This is a genomic window from Shewanella sp. 10N.286.54.B9, assembly GCF_041468565.1.
Classification (GTDB): domain Bacteria; phylum Pseudomonadota; class Gammaproteobacteria; order Enterobacterales; family Shewanellaceae; genus Shewanella.
The window spans coordinates 1-20,084 of record NZ_JBFRIY010000055.1 but is presented as its reverse complement, the minus strand read 5'-3'; the positions used below and the strand labels follow the sequence as shown (position 1 = coordinate 20,084).

Sequence of the window (20,084 nt, the reverse complement as noted above, 5' to 3'; positions counted from 1 at the left end):
CCATGCTGGGCGTACACAAGAATTTCAAGCGGGACTGCTAACAGTTTGCTAGGTTTCGCTGCGCTTCACAATTTTAGCAAACAATTATCAGCCCCTTAAATGGGCGTTACCCCCTATCCGTTTGCCATACTTTCCCTAATGAAACTCAACACCCCAAGCGCTTTAACTCTAACAAGGTTTTGTCCAAAAATGAGTTGACGACTAAACTGAACTTGCTAGCTATTCATCTGAATTGGGGCTGTGCAAGCTTCTAAATCATGGATGATTTAGCAGAGCCTATAGGGATATATTCACGGCGACTTGCAAATGCTCAATACAGTTGAATCACCATATATTTTCTGACCCCTTATACAGGCCTTTAAACTCTTTGTGCAGAGGTATTTCTGTCCAATAACAAGCTTAATCATAGATATTAGCCCAACAAAAAAGGAACCCGTAGGTTCCTTTTAATTACTAATACCAATCAAACTGGCTCAGCAAACGATAAGCAAAGAGTTAATCTTTATTCTTATCACGAATATGACCAACCATGCGCTTACGACGACGTTCTTGGCTCACGGTTAGCTTCTTAGTATTCATCCCTTCGAATGGGTTACCACCGTCTTGGAAACGAATTTGAATTGGCGTACCAATCACTTTCAATGAACGACGGTAGTAGTTCATCATAAAGCGCTTGTATGAGTCAGGTAGCTTCTTAACCTGATTACCGTGTACCACAACGATTGGTGGGTTGTAACCACCTGCGTGAGCGTATTTAAGCTTAACACGGCGACCATTCACCAATGGTGGTTGATGATCGTCTTGTGCCATCTGCATGATACGGGTCAACATCGAGGTACTTACGCGGCGCGTCGCACTGTCGTATGCTTCTTCGATAGACTCATATAAATGCCCTACACCTGTTCCGTGCAATGCAGAGATAAAGTGGATGCGTGCAAAATCAATAAAACCTAAGCGACGGTCAAGTTCACTTTTAACACGGTCTTTAACTTCTTGGTCAATACCGTCCCACTTGTTGACGGCAATCACTAAAGCACGACCAGCGTTCAATGCAAAACCTAAAAGACCTAAGTCCTGTTCCGCAATACCTTCACGGGCATCGATGATCAGTAGTACGACGTTACAGTCTTCAACCGCTTTAAGGGTTTTAATGACCGAGAACTTCTCTACTGTTTCATGTACCTTGCTACGACGGCGTACACCGGCAGTATCAATCAATACGTATTCGCGACCTTCACGTTCCATTGGAATGTAGATACTGTCACGAGTCGTGCCCGGCTCATCATAAACAACCACACGCTCTTCACCTAAGATGCGGTTGGTTAGCGTTGATTTACCCACGTTAGGCTTACCAATAATGGCAAGTTTAATCGGTAAATCTTGCAGACGTTTCTGTTCAGCTTCTGCTTCTTCTTCGGTGTATTCACGCTCTTCTTCGTTCTCTTCGCCTTCACCGTCTTTGGTGATCCCCATCGCTTCTGCGTATGGTGCTAAAGAGTACTCAATCATGTTAGTCACGCCACGGCCTTGCGCTGCCGCCATTTGGTAAACTTCACCAAGGCCTAGTGACCAAAACTCAGCACACGCTGAGTCAGCATCGATACCATCAACTTTGTTAGCAACAACAAAAGTTGTCTTTTCACGGCTACGAAGGTGCTGTGCAATCGCTAAATCAGCGGCAGTTAGACCCGCGCGCGCATCGGTCATAAATAGCACCACATCAGCCTCTTCAATCGCAGCTAGCGACTGTTCGGCCATGCGGGTTTCAATACCCTCTTCTGTGCCATCAATACCGCCAGTATCAACCACAATAAACTCATAGCCAGCCAGATGCGCTCGGCCGTACTTACGATCCCGAGTTAGCCCAGGAAAATCTGCCACTAGGGCATCTCTGGTACGGGTAAGTCGGTTAAAAAGGGTCGACTTACCAACGTTTGGTCGCCCAACAAGGGCCACAACAGGAATCATTTAATTGCCTCTATTACTCATTTTCTATTAACTAAAAAGCCCCCGGAATACACATCCAGGGGCCTTATCATCTTTCACAACTAGGCTTACGGAAGTGTAACTCGAACCACTTTTCCACCACGAGCCTGCACATAAAGGTTGTCTTTAACAACCAGTGGCTGACTGTATAAACCAGAGCTATCTACTTCAACACGACCTACTATCTGGCCATCGGACTTGTTCAAAAAGTGCAGGTAACCTTCAAAATCACCCACTACAATATAGTCTTTAAACGCAACGGCAGCAGTTAAACCACGGTTAGCAAGCTCTGAATTACTCCATAACTCTAGACCATTTCGTCTATCAACAGAATAAATACGGCTATGGTCATCAACTACAAACAGACTTGCGCCTGAGTATGCTAGCTCATGGAAGCTTGAATACTTACGTGTCCAAACAACGCGACCTGTACGCATCTCCATTGAGACTAAGTTACCATTGTAACTAACTGCATAAAGGTTTTCACCGACCAGCAGTGGCTTCATGTCAACATCAGCCATGCGCGAGAACTCATTACCACCAGCTGGTGTGTAAATCGCTTGTTCCCAGGCTGCCTGACCGTTGTTTTTAATTACTACCGCAATTTTACCATCAGCAGTACCAACGAAAAAGCCACCAGCATCATAAGCTGCAGAACCCGTACCACGTAATGTTAATGTTGGTAGCTGGTTTTCATAAGTCCAACGCTTTTCGCCATCATCAACATTAAAAGCTTCAAGCGTGCCTGCACCAGTATTAACCACGACAATGTCTTCACCAACCGTTGGTGCTGATAGCACTTCACCGCCAGCAATCACATGCCAAAGATTATCACCGGTTTCAGCATCAAATGCTGCAACCAAGCCGCTCTCGCCGCCCACAAATACCTTGTTACGTGCAGCGGTTACACCACCCGCCAAACGTGCGCCTTTGTTTTTAGCTAAAATATTATCTCTAAAGATTGAGCTAAAATCTTTTTCCCACGCTTTGTCGCCAGTCGCTTCGTCAAAAGCTAAGACTTTACCGTAACGATCAGCAACAAAAAGCTTATCGTAACGAGCTGCAGGTCGCAGGCGAGAATAGTAGTCACCTACACCATCACCGACATTGGCGGTCCAGCTTACTTCTGGAAATACGCTTGCTTCTATCTCTGCAAGTGGAGTAATAGGCTCTTCTTCTACATCGTTCGATGAACACGCAGACAGCAAACCTATGCTCAATCCACATGCGAGCAGTGTTTTGCACCAAGACTTCATGGGCAGATTCCTTATGCCTTGTTCAAATTATCAAGCTTCATTTGTAATGTTGGACTACTCATAGTGCCACCATTTTCTACTGCAGCTTGATAAGCAAGCCTTGCCTTGTCGGTTTCGCCTTGGCGCACCAAGAAGTCACCTTTTAATTCATCTCTTTGCGCTGCTGAAGCAACATCTTTGATCTGCTCAAGCGTAGTGATAGCTGTGGCAAATTGACCTTGCTCTGCTTGTACGCGAGCTAAACGCATTGTGGCAACCAGCACGATACTGCTATCAGCATTAACCGCAATCACGTTCTTAAGCGTTGCTTCTGCTTTCTCTAAATCGCCAGTTTCAACAGCAGACTTAGCCACCATAAGCTCAAGCAATGACTGATAGCCTTGCTGGCCATGTTCTTTGGCAAAAGTTTCTGCTGCACTTAGCATTGCAGCGTCAGCTGTATTTTGGCTGCTGAGTGCTTGAAAAGACTCAGAAGCCGCTTCGGCTTGAGCCAACTGATGGTCAGAATAATAGTTCCAACCGAATAATCCACCTAAACCGACAACAGCACCTACGACAACTGAGGAACCGTAATCTTTCCAGAACTGTTTGATAGCATCTACTTGTTGCTCTTCTGTGCTATAGACTTCCACGTGTACTTCCCCTTTTAAACCAGTTCTGCAATATAAGTCGCCAACGCATCTCGGGCAACTAATTCTTGTGCTTTATCTTCACGAAGGTACTTAACTGCAACTTGATTATTGGCTAGTTCATCTTCACCAATAACAAGCGCCACAGCAGCACCGCTTTTATCTGCTCGCTTCATCTGCTTCTTAAAGTTACCGCCACCGCAATGGCTCATGACTTTTAGATTCGGCAAGCTTGCTCTTAAATCTTGGGCAACCTTTATCGCTTCCACACGGCAGCTATCACCCATTGCAGTAACATATACATCTACCGCAGGTTTGATATCTTTATCAAGTTCAAGCGTTTGTAGCAATAACACGATACGCTCGAGCCCCATAGCGAAGCCCACTGCAGGTGTTGATTTACCACCAAGTTGACCAACTAGACCGTCATAACGACCGCCAGCTAATACAGTGCCTTGCGAACCAAGACTTGATGTCACCCACTCAAATACCGTGCGGTTATAGTAATCTAAGCCGCGCACTAAACGAGGATTGATTGTGTATTGGATGCCAACAGCCTCTAAGAGTTCACATAAATGTGAAAAATGTGAACGAGTCTCTTCGCCTAAGTAATCCATCAAGGCTGGCGCATCAGCGAGCAATGCCTGCACAGCTGCATTTTTAGAGTCTAAAACTCTAAGCGGATTACTGTACATGCGACGCTGACTGTCTTCATCAAGTACGTCTTTGTGTTGCTCTAAAAAGGCAATAAGGGCATCACGGTACGCTGCACGCTCTTCACTATCACCTAAAGTGTTTAGCTCTAAAGTGACGTGTTCAGTGATGCCGAGTTTTTCCCAAAGCATGGCAGATAGCATTAATACTTCTGCATCGATGTCAGCACTTGGTATGCCGTAAACTTCAACACCAAACTGATGGAATTGACGGTAACGACCTTTTTGTGGGCGTTCGTGACGGAACATCGGCCCCATATACCAAAGACGCTGTTCTTGGTTATACAGTAAACCATGTTCATTACCAGCACGCACAGTTGATGCGGTACCTTCAGGACGAAGTGTTAAACTATCGCCATTTCGGTCATCAAATGTGTACATCTCTTTTTCAACGATATCAGTAACTTCACCGATTGAGCGCTTAAAAAGATCGGTACTTTCTACGATAGGTGTACGAATTTCACTATAACCGTATGCACTCACTGTATCTCTAAGAACGGTTTCAAGTTTTTGCCATATAGGACTTTGGGTCGGCAGAATGTCATTCATTCCGCGGATCGCTTGGATCTGTTTTGCCACTATTCGACTCGCCAAATTTGCTATTTAAAAATAAAAAACGCCCTGCATTATAGGCGTTTCAATACTAAACGTAAAACGGGTTACTTAGTTACATCTTGCGCTGGAATTCGGCTCTCGCTCATCGCCACTTTAGCGCGAATTTTAGCTTCTAGCTGATCAACAATATTGTTATTGTCAAAACGCTCTTTCTGACGTACGCCATCTTTATAGTAACCACTCATGCGGTTACCACCGGTAAGGCCAATATCTGAGATAAGCGCCTCACCAGGACCATTTACCACACAGCCAATGATTGATACATCCATTGGTGTTACCACGTCTTCTAAGCGCTGCTCTAACTCATTAACGGTAGAGATTACATCGAACTCTTGTCGAGAGCACGACGGGCAAGCAATAAAGTTAATGCCACGAGAACGGATCCGCAATGACTTAAGAATATCAAAACCGACTTTAATCTCTTCAACCGGATCGGCAGCCAGTGAAATACGCAGCGTGTCGCCAATACCGTCAGCGAGTAACATACCCAAGCCAACAGCAGACTTAACCGAGCCAGCACGCGCACCACCCGCTTCAGTAATACCTAGATGAAGTGGTTGTACGATTTGCTTAGCCAGCAAACGGTACGATTCTACGGCTAAAAACACATCAGAGGCTTTAACGCTGACCTTAAACTGATCGAAATTAAGCCGGTCAAGAATATCAACATGGCGCATTGCTGACTCAAGCAATGCTTCAGGTGTTGGCTCTTTATATTTGTCCATTAGCTCTTTTTCTAATGAACCGCCATTAACACCAATACGAATAGGAATATTTTTATCGCGAGCACACTCAACAACACTGCGAATACGCTCTTCGTTACCGATGTTACCTGGGTTGATCCGCAAGCAATCAACACCGTATTCTGCCACTTTAAGTGCGATACGGTAATCAAAATGGATATCAGCCACTAAGGGTACATTAGTCTGCTGCTTTATCAGTTTAAACGCTTCTGCGGCATCCATTGTCGGCACGGATACGCGGACGATGTCGGCGCCGACGTTTTCTAGTGCTTTAATTTGTGCAACAGTTGCAGCAACATCAGTTGTGCGAGTGTTGGTCATTGACTGTACAGCAATAGGCGCGCCATCGCCGATCGGCACATCGCCTACATAAATACGGCTAGATTTGCGTCTAATTATTGGAGATTCGTTATACATCGTCTTTGTGCTCTGTCATTCGTTATTGTCCCGCAAGTGGCAAACTAAAACGTGCCACTTTTCCGCTGGGATATTGATCCAAGCTGACTTGAGTTCCATTCAGTTGGATATTCACAACTTGTGGTGCGCCTAATATCACGGCAAAAGGTTCTGCGCCGGTGACATTAATATCGCGACCCGATTTCTTTAAGCCATCAATAAGCGTGCTACCGTTAGCATCAGTAACCTTAATCCAGCAATCACCGCTCAGCGTTAACATTAACGTTGAAGTCACGGCATCACTGGTAGCATTGTCTTGGCTGTCGACCATTGAAGCGAGCAATTTCGCTGCAGATACCTGCGAGCTAGCTTCGGCAACTTGCGGCTCAGAGACAGGCTGTTCAGTAACGGAGTCTTCTGGCGTGACATTTGGGTTCGATGCAAGGTACTGCTCAGTACTGTTGTTATCCGTTACGTCGTCGCCAATGGTTTCGACAATACGCTCATCGAGGGGAATGTCATTTGATTGTGCTGCGATGGCTGTTTCACCATTGAGTAGAGACTCGTCATACATTGCATCTTCTGCAGAAGCGGCAACTTCCTCAACTGTCGGCTGAGAGTAATCAACGGTGGTCTCCATTGACGACTTTTGGAACCACCACAGCACCATTAACGCCAATAGAATAAATACGATAATGTAAGTTAACGCCATTAACCTACCGTCACGGGCCTGATGAGTCGTCTTTCGTGAAAAGCTTTGCATCGACGGCTGCGCATCATTAAGCAGTTGCTTATCTAGGCATGTTTGTACTTCGAACGGGTCAGCTTGCACAGCCCGCGCATAGTTCTTTACGTAGCCTCTAACATAGGTCGCCGCGCCAACTTCTAATAGATTATCGGCTTCTATCTCTCTAATAATAGCCGGGCGCAAATGCAATTGCGCTGCAATATCCTCTACCGAAGCCCCTTTGTTTTCGCGGGCTTTTTTTAGCAAAACGCCCAGTGTGAGCGTTGGCTCATCCACTAGGCTTTCAGTGTCTATGTTGGGCAGATCATTCTGTTCATTTTTCATTAATGCATATTAGCCCGATATTGCTTGGCTTGAGCCGAAGAGGGAAATTTCGCTAATAGTAAAATACCATATTTCCTAACCGCTTCTTGGTCATTCAAGCCTTGTTCAATTTCAATTCCTAGTGCCAAACTGATCGGAGATTCAACCGCTACCTTGTGGTAGTTTGATAAGCGAATTTTTGCTTCTCCGAATCGTCCAGCTTCAAGTTCCATTTCGGTTAACTCGATAAGCGACGTGCGTCTTCTAGGATCGTACTTAAGCGCCATAGTAAAATATTGTTGCGCCTTTTCTATTTGACCTGCTTTTCGGCTACAAATTCCCAAGTTTTCGTAAGTAGAAGCAGCTTGAGTGTATAGGGGACGTTCAACTGCTTTAAGAAACATCTCCTCAGACTCAGCATATTTACCTTGCTGACATAGGAAAGTACCGAAATTATTAAAGGCATCGCCACTAGCATCTCGAAGGCGAGTGGCATTGCGATAAGCCTGCTCAGTTTTTTCTAACTCACCCACTGAGCTGTAATAATAGGCAAAGGCTAAATGCACATCTTCCAGTTCAGGAGCAAATGCTAAGGCTCTGTCTAAGTTAGACTTAGCTTGCTCACTGTTGCCTTTTTGTAGATAGGTTAAGCCTAATTGCACCCGCTGGCGAGCGGCTGCAACCTTATCGACCTTACGTTCAGAGACCGGTGTATCTGTGCCCGTATAAGTATTTTGTGTCACGCAGCCCGAAAGCGCTGTCGCAGACAACAAAATAAGCAAGGGCAAGCTCACCTTTCTATGATTCATCGTTAAGCCTATCTACCAATAGATACAAAGAGTTAATCCATTGTGACCGAAATTTGGTTCTGTTGCATTTGTTTTTTCGCCAAACGCTTAGTTCTGTCGCGAATATCGCCAGCAAGTTGACCACAAGCAGCATCGATATCATCACCACGCGTCTTACGCACAATAACCGTTAAGCCGTATTCCATCAGTACTTTAGAAAAACGATCAATTCTTGAATTAGAAGAGCGACCATAAGGTGAGCCAGGATACGGATTAAACGGAATTAAATTCACTTTGCACGGCGTGTCTTTCATCAACTTAGCCAATTCATGGGCTTGGTCGGTACTGTCGTTGATATGATCTAGCATCACATACTCAACGGTCACACGGCCACGGTTAGCATTAGACTTAGCAATGTAGCGGCGTATTCCAGCAAGGAAATCCTCGAGCGGGTACTTTTTGTTCACTGGCACAAGAACATCACGCAGCTCATCATTGGGTGCATGAATACTTACTGCTAATGCTACATCTAGCGCATCACCTAAAATATCTAACGCAGGCACAACACCTGAAGTTGACACAGTGACTCGGCGCTTAGATAGACTAAAGCCGAAATCATCGAGCATGATGTCCATAGCAGGTATAACATTCTTAAGGTTTAGCAGTGGCTCGCCCATACCCATCATCACTACGTTGGTGATTGGACGCTCACCGGTATCTTTTACAAAACCAATAAAATCCGCGACCCGCCAAATTTGACCCACGATTTCAGACACGCTTAAGTTGCGGTTAAAGCCCTGAGCGCCGGTTGAACAAAAAGTACATTCCAGTGCGCAGCCCACCTGAGAAGATACACACAAAGTCGCGCGGTCATCTTCAGGAATATAAACAGTTTCAACTTCTTGGCCGTTACCCACGTCGATAGCAAACTTAATCGTGCCATCGGCTGACTTCTGATAACTGGCGATTTCAGGCGCAACAATTTCACATTTACGTGCTAATTTAGCGCGCAATGCTTTATTGATGTTGGTCATTTGTTCGAAGTCGCTAACACCAAAGTGATAAAGCCATTTCATCAACTGATCGGCACGGAACGGCTTTTCACCCATATCGGCGAATAACGCTCTCATCGACTTACGATCAAGATCCAATAAATTGATCTTCTTTTCACTCATTGTGTGTAACCTCAAAAACCTAAAACCTGCATGTGGGCGGCGAATTATACAGATCCTTGTAAAATAAGGCTAGCAACCTCGCTAGGCTTATTCGATGATGCTGATATTTCTTACATTAATTGTAACCGTTCATGAGTAAATCCAGCAGAGATTCGGCCTCTTCGCTGAAAATGGCCTAAAGACAGCAATAAAAAAGCAAAATTCGGCGCTAATAGCAATTGCCGCGAATTAAACCTGTGCTAGAATCCGCTCAGACTAATGTTGGTCTGTAATATGGAGGTGTAATTTCACCTTTATGATAACTCTTATCATTATAGTATTTGTCGCCATTGCTATCTCTTTTCTTTGTAGTGTGTTTGAAGCTGTTTTACTATCAGTCACACCCAGTTATATCGCCACGCTTGCCGCAACGAATCCCGCTGCCGCAGCTAGGTTAAATAAACAAAAAGAAAACGTTGAATCTCCACTCGTTTCTATCCTTACTTTAAATACCATCGCCCACACTGTTGGTGCTGCGGTTGCAGGTGCACAGGCTGCTAAAGTATTTGGTGATGAGATGCTAGGCGTATTTTCAGGTGTCCTTACTTTCCTTATTCTGTTTTTCTCAGAAATTATCCCTAAAACACTGGGTGCAAACTACTGGCGCTCACTCGCTCCAGCAGTTTCTATCGCATTAGTGTGGATGGAGCGCGCCACTAGGCCGCTTATCTGGATGTCTAAACAGGTCACACAGTTAATGGGTAAAGGTGATGAAGGCCAATACATTCGTCAAGAGATGAGTGCAATGGCTAAAATTGGTCGTGAATCTGGTGAGCTTGATGAGCAGGAGTCAAAAATTCTGACTCAAATGCTATCAGTTAAAGAGATGCCTGTTACTGCCATTATGACGCCTAGAACGGTGATGTTTAAGCTGCAGACCACCTTAACCCAAGGTGATTTCGCCGCTCAGTTTATGGCAAAACCATTTACCCGTATTCCGGTATATCAGGGTGAACCCGATAATATTATCGGTTACGTAAACCGTAACGACGTACTGCTGGCGGAGCGCAAAACACCAAAAGAGTCCATCGCGGTTTTGAAAAAGAACCTGCTGGTTATTCCTGAGACTGCAAAAATTTTGCCGCTGTTTGAATTAATGATTAAGCGTAATACCAAGATTGCGATGGTGGTTGATGAGTATGGATCTGGTGAAGGTATTGTCACCTTAGAAGATATTGTCGAGTCACTGTTGGGACTGGAAATTGTCGATTCAAACGATCCTGTCACAGATATGCAGCAATTAGCGCGTAAATTGTGGAGTCGCAGGATGCAGCATAAAGGCATTGTGCTCTCTGATGATGGCGAGTTTGATAATAAGCCCGAAAAGAGCTAGTTATTAATATATGCATAATATAAGGGGAGCTTAGCTCCCTTTTTTAGCTGCGAAAATCAGTATTTCACCCAGCAAAGTAAAAATGCTATAATTCTTGTTTGGTTCTGAGGATTGAAATGACGTCTACTTATACATTAAAGCTTGCCCACATCAACGACACACATTCTCATTTCGACGCTAATCGACTGCAGTTTACGATCACCGAGCAACAACAAGAACTCACGCTATATACCCATAGTGGTGGTTACGCACGTATCGGTTATCAACTCTCTCAGGCAAAGCTGTCAGCCAAAGCCAATCAACAATCTTTTCTATTCTTGCATGGCGGTGATAGCTTCCAAGGTACCCTTTATTTCAATGAATTTAAGGGTAAAGCCAATTCAGATCTGCTCAACCTATTAGAGCCTGATGCGATGGTGCTGGGTAATCATGAGATTGATGCTGGCAATGGTCCCGTTTTAGATTTCCTTAATGACATACAATTTCCGCTACTTGCTGGCAATATGGATTTGAGTCAAGAAGATCAACAAAAAGCCGCTAAACTCAGTGGTCACCATAACCTTTACGACTATGATACGAACAGTCAAACCGCAAAGTACCTATTAAAACCACTGCACGATAAGCAAGTGGCAATTGTGGGTATTACCCTTGATCAGATGAAAGAGATTGCTCGCCCTGACGAAGATACCCATTTCATTAATGCTATCGAAACCACTCGACGTACAATAGCAAAGCTACACGCTGAAGGGGTTTATCACATCATAGTGTTAAGCCATTTAGGGCTAGATCAAGACCGTGTGCTTGCAGACGAGGTCGATGGCATTAGTTTGATTGTTGGTGGTCACTCCCATACCCTTCAAGGTGATTTCCGCGACCTTGGTTTAAGCAATATTCCCTATGCTGAACAGGTAAACCACACACCTATTCTGCACGCAGGTAAATACGCTGAGACCATAGGAATATGTGATATTAGTTTTGATGAAGCAGGCCTAGTTACCGAGATCGGCGGTGGCAATTTCTTTATGCTTGATCAGCAATTCATTTTGCAGGCAAGTGACGGTGAAGTATGCGCTGAAAACTACCTAGCGATCCGCGCTAAGCTCGATGCAAATCCGGCTATCTTCTGGGATGGAGAAGACAGCCTTGTACAGCAAACTATTTTACAAAAATATCGCCCAAGTTTAGACGCACTCGATAACCAGATACTGAGCTTTGTGCCTAAAAATCTTGAACATACTCGGCTACCAAGTAAAGCACTGCCACATGGCAGTGAAATTGCGCCATGGGTCAGTCGCAGTATGTACCATGAAACAAAGGCCATTGGTATGCAGGTCGACTTTGCGCTGCACAATGCAGGCGGTGTCAGACAATCACTCAATAAAGGCCAGTTGAGCCTAGCAGAAGTGATTGGCCGTATCTTACCGTTCGAGCTGCCATTAGTGACCTACCAAATTCAAGGTCAGTATCTGTTCCAGATGCTTGAATCGGCCATCAATGCTGCAACCAATAACAGTGTGATTGGCACTGGTGCAGGCAGTTTCCCCTATACCTATGGGCTTAAGTATTTCTATGACGGTCGACAAGCTTTGGGGCAACGAATAGTCAAGCTTGAGATCATGCGTCCAGCTAATGGCCAACCGCTGTGGTTTGATATTGACCCTACACAGCATTATATCGGCGTGTCTTCAGCTTATACTGCATCAGGAAAAGAGGGTTACAGCCCAATTTTGCAATCCAATTGGCAGCACAGTGTCGATGAGTTAACGCTGCCAGAGGCCTTCATTCGCTTTATGAGCCGCACAAATACACTCAACGACATATTAGAACCTGAAGTGCATTATACCAGCCACAGAAGCTAAGCAAAGACCGCGACTGTAATAGAATCGACTCAATGACAAAAGCCTCCTATTTACTAGGGGGCTTTTTAGTTGTTAGCTATGGCGATGTATTTAGTATTTTTTGCATACTAAAATTAACCAGCACTTGATCGGCGCGTGAGTGTTCATTCTTCGATAGCACCTGATAGCCCTGTTTCTCAAAAAAGGGCTTAGCCAAATAAGATGCTTCAACCGTTAACGCTGAAATTTTCTGCACTATAGCGTACTGCTCTAAACATTGATAAAGCTGTGATGCAACGCCTTGTCCTACAAAGTCTGGATGAGTAAACAGACAATCAACTTCCGCAGATAATACCGATTCCCCGTCACTACCGAGAGTTTCTATTGTTGGTTTTAGGTTGATAAAGCCACTGATAATCCCCTCCTCTTCAGCAACCCAAGTGACTGTTGGCGCTAATCGAACTAACCATTCATCATCAGAGCGAAGCGCCGGAGACCAAGCAGCTCTTTCCGCTGCACTATAATGGCTTGCGGCAGCTTGAGTAATGCTCAGGTGAAACAGATTTGCCAACTGTGCTACATCTTGCTCTTTGAATAATCGAACGTTAAATCTTTTGCTCACTTTAGCTCGACTCCGATCCTATTAGCGACTTACTCATGAGAAAGCCCATTATAATCTGACCACGCTTCTCTTGGTAACTGCGATGCTGCTGTTTAAAGCCATGTGCCAGAAAAAGTGGTTTAGATAACTTTGACGCATCAACCGATAGACTATCGATATTAGCCGCTATAGCCCAAGCTTCGAGCTCTGTAAGGAGTGCTGTGGCAATCCCTTGATGTTGAAAGTCAGGGTGAACATAGAGGCTATCAATATAGCCACGGCTATGGAAATGTGTCTCAAGGTTTATCACCCCACAGCATAAAGCGACACCATCTAGGTCTTGGCCGCAGTCAATCATCAACCATGCTTTAGACCGAGTTAGCCTTTTATGCCAGTGATAGCCAGAACGCGGTGAGTATGACCAAGCTTGTTGTTCTGTTTTGGAATAAACATCGTCATCAATGGCATTAATAGCCAGATGGAAAAGTTGACTGACTTGAGTCGCATATTGTTTTTGGTAGGGAATTAATTTGAGCATGGTGACTAACATAACGAAACAATAGCGCTATTCTGCGCTAATTGCTGGCAAAAGAAAACGGCGTAGACTGAGTCTACACCGTTTTCTTTGCAGCTTGATTTTGATTGCCTAAGTCAGCAATCAATATCTGATCTACTTTTTGTCGATACGGCCAACAAACAATAGCTCATCAAAAGTGCGGTTTAATGTTTTGCTAGCAAAATCATTCATCCACATCTGCTCTTGAACGACTACAGTGTCACCTTTTTTAACTTCAACCTGAGGACCTGCAGCCCAGAATGTTTTGTCAGCTTCTTTAATCTGTACGTAGGTATAACCGCCGCCATTCATAGTGTCCATGACAGTACCTTCATGCATAACACCTGCAGCCCAAGCGCTAGACATACCAAGAGCAAGTGTTGCTGCAGCAGCCAATTTAACTAGTTTAGCTATCATCGGAAATTTCCTTTAAAAGTTATCAATCAAATATTTCAATTCAGATATATTAAAGCACGCAATAAAGCATAAATCTCTAATACTCGTCACTAATCATAATCAAATCATCAACTATTAGATCCAACTCTCATTCCAAAGGTAATTTCGCCCTAGCAAGGAACTTTCTAATAAGCCATGACTAATTATCAAGATCTAGCCTGCTTTACCTTATCAAGCAATGGTTGCAACATTCCTTCAAGGCCATTGAGCTTCACTTCATACATTAAAGCAAGTTGCTGGCCAAGCTTACCTTCAGGGAACCCTTTTGAATGAAACCACACGAGATAGGGTTCAGGGAGTTCGAGTAGATAGCGACCCGCATACTTTCCAAATGGCATCTTCTGACTTATCGCTTGTTGTAATAACTTCTCGTCCACTGTGCTATTCCCACACTTATCAAGGGTAACTGCTATATCGGCAAAGCCTAACATGAGCAAGGCTCCATTGGCGTAAATAATTTAGCCCAATAACATCATCAGCTTTGTCATTGGCTCAAAAGTACTAGCGCTTTTAACGCTGAGCACAAACAGTGATTCCATTGCGAAGCATGAAAAAGCAGAATTGGAGTGCGACAGTGCTATTTTTTAGCGAACTGACGCATAAAGTAACGGCGAGGCAAAGAATGAGCGAATGCATTTATCACAAACATTGTCGTTTCAACTGTTTAGGAGCCTACAAACATATATACCCAATTCGAATAAAAAAATATTTTTAACTCCACAGGGGAATATCAATCTAAAGGGTGATAAACATTTAGCCATGCGCGTTGCTAATCGTGGCCTAATTTGAGATAAATTAAAGACACATTATAAACCTAAGTATCTAATAAATTTAACAAACCAATTTAACCTAGCATTTAAAAGCGTAAAGCGTCAAAAAACCATCAAACATAGCGTTTGCGTCAAAAAAAGTTCGCCAGTCAATTGAAACAAAAACGTCAAAAATCATACAGTTGACCTTATAGCAATCCCTGCCTAAATTAATATCACAGCTGCTGCATTGGGCACATGAAGTCAATAGAAACTTCCCCAATAAAACCAGTACGCAAGCAACAGCTCAAGCTAATCAAACAGACACACCCAGATAAACAAACGCGTACTCGAGGACAAAGCATGATTATATTAGTAGGTGGTGAAAAAGGCGGCAGTGGTAAAAGCTGTTTAGCGCAAAACATAGCCGTATTTCTAACGGCAGAATGCCAAGCTTCTGTAATTATGGTTGACTGCGACCCTCAACGCACGACGTCAGATTGGATCCATGCCAGAAATAATAATTCTGATCTACCCAGTATTAATTGTGTGCAGTTATACGGCAAAATACGCAACGACCTGTTAAGCCTTGAACAGCATTACGACTATGTCATTGTCGATTGTGGCGGCCAAGATAACCTGGCTCTTCGCGCAACCATGTCTGTGGCCTCCCATGTATTAATGCCACTGAGACCTAAACGACGCGATCTAAAAACGGTCAGCCACATGGATGACATCGTCGCAACCTGCATGATGATAAACCCAAAAATGCGCGCCACCTTCGTTATCACTCAATGCCCGAGTTTACCTAATCAGGCAAATCGCATTTTCGAAGCAAAAGAAGTCTGTAAAACCTACGACATCAATGTACTTGATGCCATTACCTATAGCCGTAACATTTATGATGATAGTGAAGAGTCTGGCTTATCAGTGCTAGAGATAGAGCCAAAGGGTAAGGCAGCCAATGAGATCCGAGGTATCGCCACTGAAATGTTGCAAGTCGCGAACTCTACTGAGATCCGTAATCGCATTGCAGAGAAAAAGATGAAAAAGATGAGAGGTGAATATGGGTCTGACCGATCTCAAGAAAAACTCTACGCCGTCTAAATCGACTCATCAACAGATTCAGACAACTCAGCTGGCGTTAGACGATTTAATTGATGATTTCATTAATGATGCTAGTCGCTATGCGATTGGAGAGCAGCAACGCTCTCCGGTAACAAATAAAATCATTGAGTTAAATGTTAAAAAAAACCAGTTAGAGACAGGTTCAACGAGCCAAAGTGTACTGACTACGCATTCGAGCTCTGAAGAGATTTATGTTCAGCAGAACATTAAGAAAGTCATAAAAGGAGATGCACCGTTTAGAAAAGCCACTTTCACCCTTAGTGAATCGGCAATAGCTCACTTAGCAGCTTTAGCTGATGACGGCGATGTTGCCAAGTCAAAGTTGATACGCTTTTTAATTGAACACTATTTTAGTATGACACCACAAGAACGAAGAGAGATAGAGAAACGAATTATTGTTGAGTAGCCCTCCCAACTTAGCTGGCAGAATATGGAAAAGTCTTATCAAACGTTTTAACCATAGTTCTCAATTTAATCTGCCAGCAATTTTTTTCACCGTCACCAGCCCTTTTGCAAGAATCCAAATCTTCTAATATTAAGCCGCTATTGAAATTGAACGAACCTGTCCACATATCATTAACATCGTCCAATTAAAATACCAGCAGAGCGGTTGCTTTGTTAGGTAAAGGGGAGCTGATGCTCGCGATCATACTGATACTGCTCATTAGCTGTAGTGCTATTTTCTGGATAGCTAGCCGTAATTGGCGCGCAAACCTACGCAGAAAGAAGCTCACTCAACAGCCATTTCCAAACGCTTGGCGAGCCATTTTAAAGAAACGGATCCCGTTTTTCCGCTCCTTACCAGCCGACTTACAACTGCAACTGAAGAAGCATATACAAGTGTTTATTGCTGAAAAGCAGTTTGTTGGTTGCGATGGCCTAGTGATTGATGATGAAATTCGAGTCACCGTTGCCGCCCAAGCGTGTCTTTTGCTGCTAAATCGGAAAACCGATTACTACCCTCATTTAAAAGAGATCCTGGTCTACCCTTCTGTATTTATTGTTAGCAACGAACAACGCGACAGTAATGGTTTGGTCTCGGAGCGGCGTAGGGTGTTATCTGGCGAGTCTTGGCAGCATGGAAAAGTCATCTTATCGTGGCAAACGACTAAGGAGGGAGCTGCCACTCCCGATGACGGTAGTAATGTTGTTATTCACGAATTTGCTCATCAGCTTGATCAAGAGGACGGTAATGCTAATGGCGCGCCTATTCTCGGTCACAGTAAAGACTATGCATCTTGGTCAAACGTGATGATGCAGGAATACCAACAACTGGTACAGGCTAGCCAACATCAGCAGTATTCACTATTTAGCTATTATGGCGCGACTAACCCTGCTGAATTCTTTGCTGTAATAAGTGAAGTATTTTTTGAACAACCGCATGAATTCATTGCCCAGCACCCTGCCCTGTACCATGAGGTGAGTTCCTTCTACCAACTGGATCCCGTTAACTGGCATTGAAAGTAGAAACAATGCTAGCCTTGCTCATTAAATGATTAAGCTAATAAATAATAAAAAGAGAGCCTTATGCAAAGATTGAATCAACTAAAATCCACAACGTTCGCGCTGTTGTCAACGCTATTGTTATTTTGCAGTGTCGGGATTAACGCCCATGATACTGAACAAAGTAACGCTAAGCAGCAAGCTGCGACCTTACTCGATAACCTGAATACCTATTCGGCCAATGCTGATTGGGATAACTACTTTTCGCTGTATGCTGATAACGGCATATTTATCGGCACTGACGTCAATGAGCATTGGGATAAAGCCCAGTTTGAACAGTACGCTCGCCCAACAAAGGGCTGGCGCTATGATTTAACGAGCAGAAAGATGACCCAGCAGGGTGATGTCATCTGGTTTGACGAGATTTTACATAGCGAGTCTTACGGAGTGAGCCGAGGCACAGGCACCTTGATCAACACCGCTCAAGGGTGGAAAATTGCTCAGTATCATTTGAGCTTTCCTATACCTAATCAAATAGCTAAAGAGATCACCTCGCAGATAACTGCAGCCCAAGCCAAGTAATACTAAATGAGCGCTTTATAATAAAGCGCTCAACTGACTAGCACAGTTACTTCATACTGGTAGAGAAACAGACATTGGAAAGCTCTGCAAAATGGCTAAAACCTAAAAAGTCCTCTTCGCTTAAGCGCCGACCTGAGCTGTCTCTGTCGGCATATAGTACGCCAATAACGGTATGGTCCATTATCAAAGGCGCGACCATAAACCCTGTTGGGGAGACTAAGCTTCGCAGCGCATCATCCATGTAAAGCCGCCACTTAGCTGAATGCGGGTTATCAACAAACAGAGCGCTTTTGATTTGAATGGCCTCTTGGAACAAATTTTTTGTCCCACCAAGTTCAATGGAGAAATTGTTTTTCATATCAATAGCACCATCGCCCAACACAATACGTGGATGTAGCACTTTCCTATTGGGTGTTAACAGCAATACTGCGCAGCGATCGACACCAACGCCTTGCAGCACACCTTGAAGTGCTAGAGACAAGACCTGATTAAAATCAGATTTATTTAACGCGCACTGGGTTAATGCGCGAAGGCATCGCAACTGCTCTAAAGGATCTGAGCCTCTAATGACGGATTGCGGAGCTGGCTCGTCATGTTCAAGCAACAGATGTTTGGCATCTGGTAGAAAATCAATTAACACTTTTGCGCCGTATGCGTCAGCCATTAACTCCGTCGCCTTCTGGCAGCGGATCATACGCCCTTTAAGTTCATCCACCTCAATATCAAGAATATTGGCGGCTTGTTTTAACCTTTTTGAAAGTTCAAGCACCGATGGCGGCGTTTGCGACAGTAGATCACTAAGCTTGTTTGCCAGAAAAATGCTACGAATTTCAGGTGTTCTTTCATCAGGTTGGCTAAGAGACTTAAGCAAAATACTGCCCAGCCCCCAGTTGCGCGCGATACCTGCTGACAGTTGTTTAAAGCTCGTACCAAGCACTTCTCTAACCGCTTGTTCGCCTTCAGCTGATGATTCACATCGATTAAGCTTACTATCCAATACTAAGGTTTCAGCGCAACCTGTACTCCAAAAAGCACTTTCTCCCAAGTGATATAACAAAGAGGCAATAAAAACCTCTTCCTGTAGCTCTTCATCATGTCCATGCATCAGCATTCGAGTGAACATTGCAGCTTGAAAAGACTTTGCCATCAAACTCAGTAATCGTTTATAAACATCTTCTGAAAGCCCCTGCGACTCTAACAAGCTACTAAGCAATTTGGCGGTAATGCAGATATTTTTAATGGCATCAAAGCCTAACACCACAGCGGCTTTGCTCACCGTAGTCACCTGAGTGATCCCTTTACTGTATGTCACACTGTTCGCGACCCGCAAAATACGCGAGGTGAGTGCATTATCATGCATGACACTCTGGCCTAATATTGCTAGAGAGGAGACATCATCTTTGGCCAGTTTCTCTAATGTACTTACTGTAGAGCATAATGCGGGCATCTCTTGATCACTGATCCTGTGTGTCCAATAATCAGCCCCTCTCAATTTGCTTTCTTGTATGCTGTTCGCTTTCAATAAATGCTCTACTTATGACAGGATAAACCATCAAATTTGATTTGAAGATACCGCGCTTTATTATGGTTGTGATACGCGTTTATTTTTAAATAATAGTAAACTTAATTGTATACGCAATCACTCCAAAGTGCAGGTTCCTGAGCGTTTAGTCACCTATTTGGCGGGTATTTTTTGAGTGGTGCCTGTTAACTACCTATGGTGCATTACTAGAACAGCTAATCAGTGCAATAGTCAGATAGATTTACCGCGCTAAAGAGAAGGCAGCTTTGCTTGAGTTAATATTGAAAATAAGCGTGGAATGCATAATGATACCAATTCCATTAAAGATGTGATCAATTCAGAGCTTTCTCAGGGCTTTCAATTCAAGGCGCATTGTGGAAGAAATGGTTATTCCCTTTTAAGACAATACAACGCAGCAATGAATGTCCTGAGAAGCTCACTGCGTGCGGCTGATGTTTAAGGCGTGAGGAAATCCCTTAATACGG

Annotated in this window: 19 protein-coding genes; 6 read left to right on the top strand and 13 right to left on the bottom strand. The window is 44.0% G+C overall.

Features of this window, described 5'->3' with window-relative positions:
• Nucleotides 1-495 precede the first annotated feature (495 nt).
• The 8 genes from der to AB4135_RS18105 form a co-directional block, all read right to left on the bottom strand.
• Entirely contained in the window at nt 496-1,968 is a 1,473-nt protein-coding gene (gene der, locus AB4135_RS18140; RefSeq protein ID WP_220739963.1) for a ribosome biogenesis GTPase Der, read from the bottom strand.
• A gap of 86 nt (nt 1,969-2,054) precedes the next feature.
• A complete protein-coding gene (gene bamB / locus AB4135_RS18135) occupies nt 2,055-3,242 on the bottom strand; it encodes an outer membrane protein assembly factor BamB (RefSeq protein ID WP_371994861.1) in 1,188 nt (395 codons plus the stop codon).
• Between the two features lie 11 nt (nt 3,243-3,253).
• Nucleotides 3,254-3,874, bottom strand: coding sequence for a tetratricopeptide repeat protein (locus AB4135_RS18130; protein WP_220739966.1), 621 nt, complete (start codon nt 3,872-3,874; stop codon nt 3,254-3,256).
• 14 nt (nt 3,875-3,888) lie between these two features.
• On the bottom strand, nt 3,889-5,163 hold the full coding sequence (gene hisS, locus AB4135_RS18125) for a histidine--tRNA ligase (protein ID WP_371994860.1): 1,275 nt from the start codon (nt 5,161-5,163) through the stop codon (nt 3,889-3,891).
• A gap of 80 nt (nt 5,164-5,243) precedes the next feature.
• A complete protein-coding gene (ispG, locus tag AB4135_RS18120) occupies nt 5,244-6,359 on the bottom strand; it encodes a flavodoxin-dependent (E)-4-hydroxy-3-methylbut-2-enyl-diphosphate synthase (protein ID WP_020911615.1) in 1,116 nt (371 codons plus the stop codon).
• Nucleotides 6,360-6,381: 22 nt separating this feature from the next.
• On the bottom strand, nt 6,382-7,410 hold the full coding sequence (locus AB4135_RS18115; RefSeq protein ID WP_371994859.1) for a RodZ domain-containing protein: 1,029 nt from the start codon (nt 7,408-7,410) through the stop codon (nt 6,382-6,384).
• On the bottom strand, nt 7,410-8,198 hold the full coding sequence (gene pilW, locus AB4135_RS18110) for a type IV pilus biogenesis/stability protein PilW (protein ID WP_371994858.1): 789 nt from the start codon (nt 8,196-8,198) through the stop codon (nt 7,410-7,412). The genes AB4135_RS18115 and pilW overlap by 1 nt, the downstream gene beginning before the upstream one ends.
• A gap of 32 nt (nt 8,199-8,230) precedes the next feature.
• The gene (locus AB4135_RS18105) at nt 8,231-9,352 is read right to left on the bottom strand and encodes a bifunctional tRNA (adenosine(37)-C2)-methyltransferase TrmG/ribosomal RNA large subunit methyltransferase RlmN (protein ID WP_371994857.1); all 1,122 of its coding nucleotides are present in this window, start codon (nt 9,350-9,352) and stop codon (nt 8,231-8,233) included.
• A 295-nt stretch (nt 9,353-9,647) separates the two neighbouring features.
• On the opposite strand from AB4135_RS18105, the gene AB4135_RS18100 reads away from it, so the two are divergent.
• Together AB4135_RS18100 and AB4135_RS18095 are read left to right on the top strand one after the other, a co-directional pair.
• The gene (locus tag AB4135_RS18100) at nt 9,648-10,724 is read left to right on the top strand and encodes a CNNM domain-containing protein (protein ID WP_371994856.1); all 1,077 of its coding nucleotides are present in this window, start codon (nt 9,648-9,650) and stop codon (nt 10,722-10,724) included.
• A gap of 116 nt (nt 10,725-10,840) precedes the next feature.
• Nucleotides 10,841-12,583: a bifunctional UDP-sugar hydrolase/5'-nucleotidase gene (locus tag AB4135_RS18095; protein ID WP_371994855.1), complete on the top strand. Its 1,743-nt coding sequence runs from the start codon at nt 10,841-10,843 to the stop codon at nt 12,581-12,583.
• A gap of 76 nt (nt 12,584-12,659) precedes the next feature.
• Here the strand turns inward: AB4135_RS18095 and AB4135_RS18090 are convergent, their stop codons facing one another.
• The 4 genes from AB4135_RS18090 to AB4135_RS18075 all read right to left on the bottom strand — a co-directional run bounded on the left by AB4135_RS18090 (nt 12,660) and on the right by AB4135_RS18075 (nt 14,552).
• Nucleotides 12,660-13,184, bottom strand: coding sequence for a GNAT family N-acetyltransferase (locus AB4135_RS18090; protein ID WP_371994854.1), 525 nt, complete (start codon nt 13,182-13,184; stop codon nt 12,660-12,662).
• A gap of 1 nt (nt 13,185) precedes the next feature.
• A complete protein-coding gene (locus tag AB4135_RS18085) occupies nt 13,186-13,701 on the bottom strand; it encodes a GNAT family N-acetyltransferase (RefSeq protein ID WP_371994853.1) in 516 nt (171 codons plus the stop codon).
• Between the two features lie 132 nt (nt 13,702-13,833).
• On the bottom strand, nt 13,834-14,136 hold the full coding sequence (locus AB4135_RS18080; RefSeq protein ID WP_371994852.1) for an NrfJ: 303 nt from the start codon (nt 14,134-14,136) through the stop codon (nt 13,834-13,836).
• A gap of 185 nt (nt 14,137-14,321) precedes the next feature.
• Entirely contained in the window at nt 14,322-14,552 is a 231-nt protein-coding gene (locus AB4135_RS18075; protein WP_371994862.1) for a DUF3820 family protein, read from the bottom strand.
• Nucleotides 14,553-15,287: 735 nt separating this feature from the next.
• Here AB4135_RS18075 and AB4135_RS18070 point away from each other — a divergent pair.
• The 4 genes from AB4135_RS18070 to AB4135_RS18055 all read left to right on the top strand — a co-directional run bounded on the left by AB4135_RS18070 (nt 15,288) and on the right by AB4135_RS18055 (nt 18,077).
• Nucleotides 15,288-16,031 carry an AAA family ATPase gene (locus AB4135_RS18070; protein WP_371994851.1) on the top strand — a complete coding sequence of 248 codons (744 nt, stop codon included), beginning with the start codon at nt 15,288-15,290 and terminating at the stop codon, nt 16,029-16,031.
• On the top strand, nt 15,991-16,458 hold the full coding sequence (locus tag AB4135_RS18065; RefSeq protein ID WP_371994850.1) for a CopG family transcriptional regulator: 468 nt from the start codon (nt 15,991-15,993) through the stop codon (nt 16,456-16,458). Before AB4135_RS18070 ends, AB4135_RS18065 begins: the two co-directional genes overlap by 41 nt.
• A gap of 230 nt (nt 16,459-16,688) precedes the next feature.
• On the top strand, nt 16,689-17,513 hold the full coding sequence (locus AB4135_RS18060) for a zinc-dependent peptidase (protein WP_371994849.1): 825 nt from the start codon (nt 16,689-16,691) through the stop codon (nt 17,511-17,513).
• Nucleotides 17,514-17,579: 66 nt separating this feature from the next.
• The gene (locus AB4135_RS18055; protein ID WP_371994848.1) at nt 17,580-18,077 is read left to right on the top strand and encodes a nuclear transport factor 2 family protein; all 498 of its coding nucleotides are present in this window, start codon (nt 17,580-17,582) and stop codon (nt 18,075-18,077) included.
• A gap of 46 nt (nt 18,078-18,123) precedes the next feature.
• Here AB4135_RS18055 and AB4135_RS18050 read toward each other — a convergent pair whose 3' ends face one another.
• Nucleotides 18,124-19,524, bottom strand: coding sequence for an HDOD domain-containing protein (locus tag AB4135_RS18050; protein WP_371994847.1), 1,401 nt, complete (start codon nt 19,522-19,524; stop codon nt 18,124-18,126).
• Nucleotides 19,525-20,084: the final 560 nt, after the last annotated feature.

Coding starts and splice junctions, on each gene's coding strand:
- der (WP_220739963.1), bottom strand. CDS start 1,968: ATGATTCCTGTTGTGGCCCTTGTTGGGCGACCAAACGTTGGTAAGTCG.
- bamB (WP_371994861.1), bottom strand. CDS start 3,242: ATGAAGTCTTGGTGCAAAACACTGCTCGCATGTGGATTGAGCATAGGT.
- ispG (WP_020911615.1), bottom strand. CDS start 6,359: ATGTATAACGAATCTCCAATAATTAGACGCAAATCTAGCCGTATTTAT.
- AB4135_RS18115 (WP_371994859.1), bottom strand. CDS start 7,410: ATGAAAAATGAACAGAATGATCTGCCCAACATAGACACTGAAAGCCTA.
- pilW (WP_371994858.1), bottom strand. CDS start 8,198: ATGAATCATAGAAAGGTGAGCTTGCCCTTGCTTATTTTGTTGTCTGCG.
- AB4135_RS18105 (WP_371994857.1), bottom strand. CDS start 9,352: ATGAGTGAAAAGAAGATCAATTTATTGGATCTTGATCGTAAGTCGATG.
- AB4135_RS18100 (WP_371994856.1), top strand. CDS start 9,648: ATGATAACTCTTATCATTATAGTATTTGTCGCCATTGCTATCTCTTTT.
- AB4135_RS18095 (WP_371994855.1), top strand. CDS start 10,841: ATGACGTCTACTTATACATTAAAGCTTGCCCACATCAACGACACACAT.
- AB4135_RS18085 (WP_371994853.1), bottom strand. CDS start 13,701: ATGCTCAAATTAATTCCCTACCAAAAACAATATGCGACTCAAGTCAGT.
- AB4135_RS18080 (WP_371994852.1), bottom strand. CDS start 14,136: ATGATAGCTAAACTAGTTAAATTGGCTGCTGCAGCAACACTTGCTCTT.
- AB4135_RS18070 (WP_371994851.1), top strand. CDS start 15,288: ATGATTATATTAGTAGGTGGTGAAAAAGGCGGCAGTGGTAAAAGCTGT.
- AB4135_RS18065 (WP_371994850.1), top strand. CDS start 15,991: ATGGGTCTGACCGATCTCAAGAAAAACTCTACGCCGTCTAAATCGACT.
- AB4135_RS18060 (WP_371994849.1), top strand. CDS start 16,689: ATGCTCGCGATCATACTGATACTGCTCATTAGCTGTAGTGCTATTTTC.
- AB4135_RS18055 (WP_371994848.1), top strand. CDS start 17,580: ATGCAAAGATTGAATCAACTAAAATCCACAACGTTCGCGCTGTTGTCA.
- AB4135_RS18050 (WP_371994847.1), bottom strand. CDS start 19,524: ATGCCCGCATTATGCTCTACAGTAAGTACATTAGAGAAACTGGCCAAA.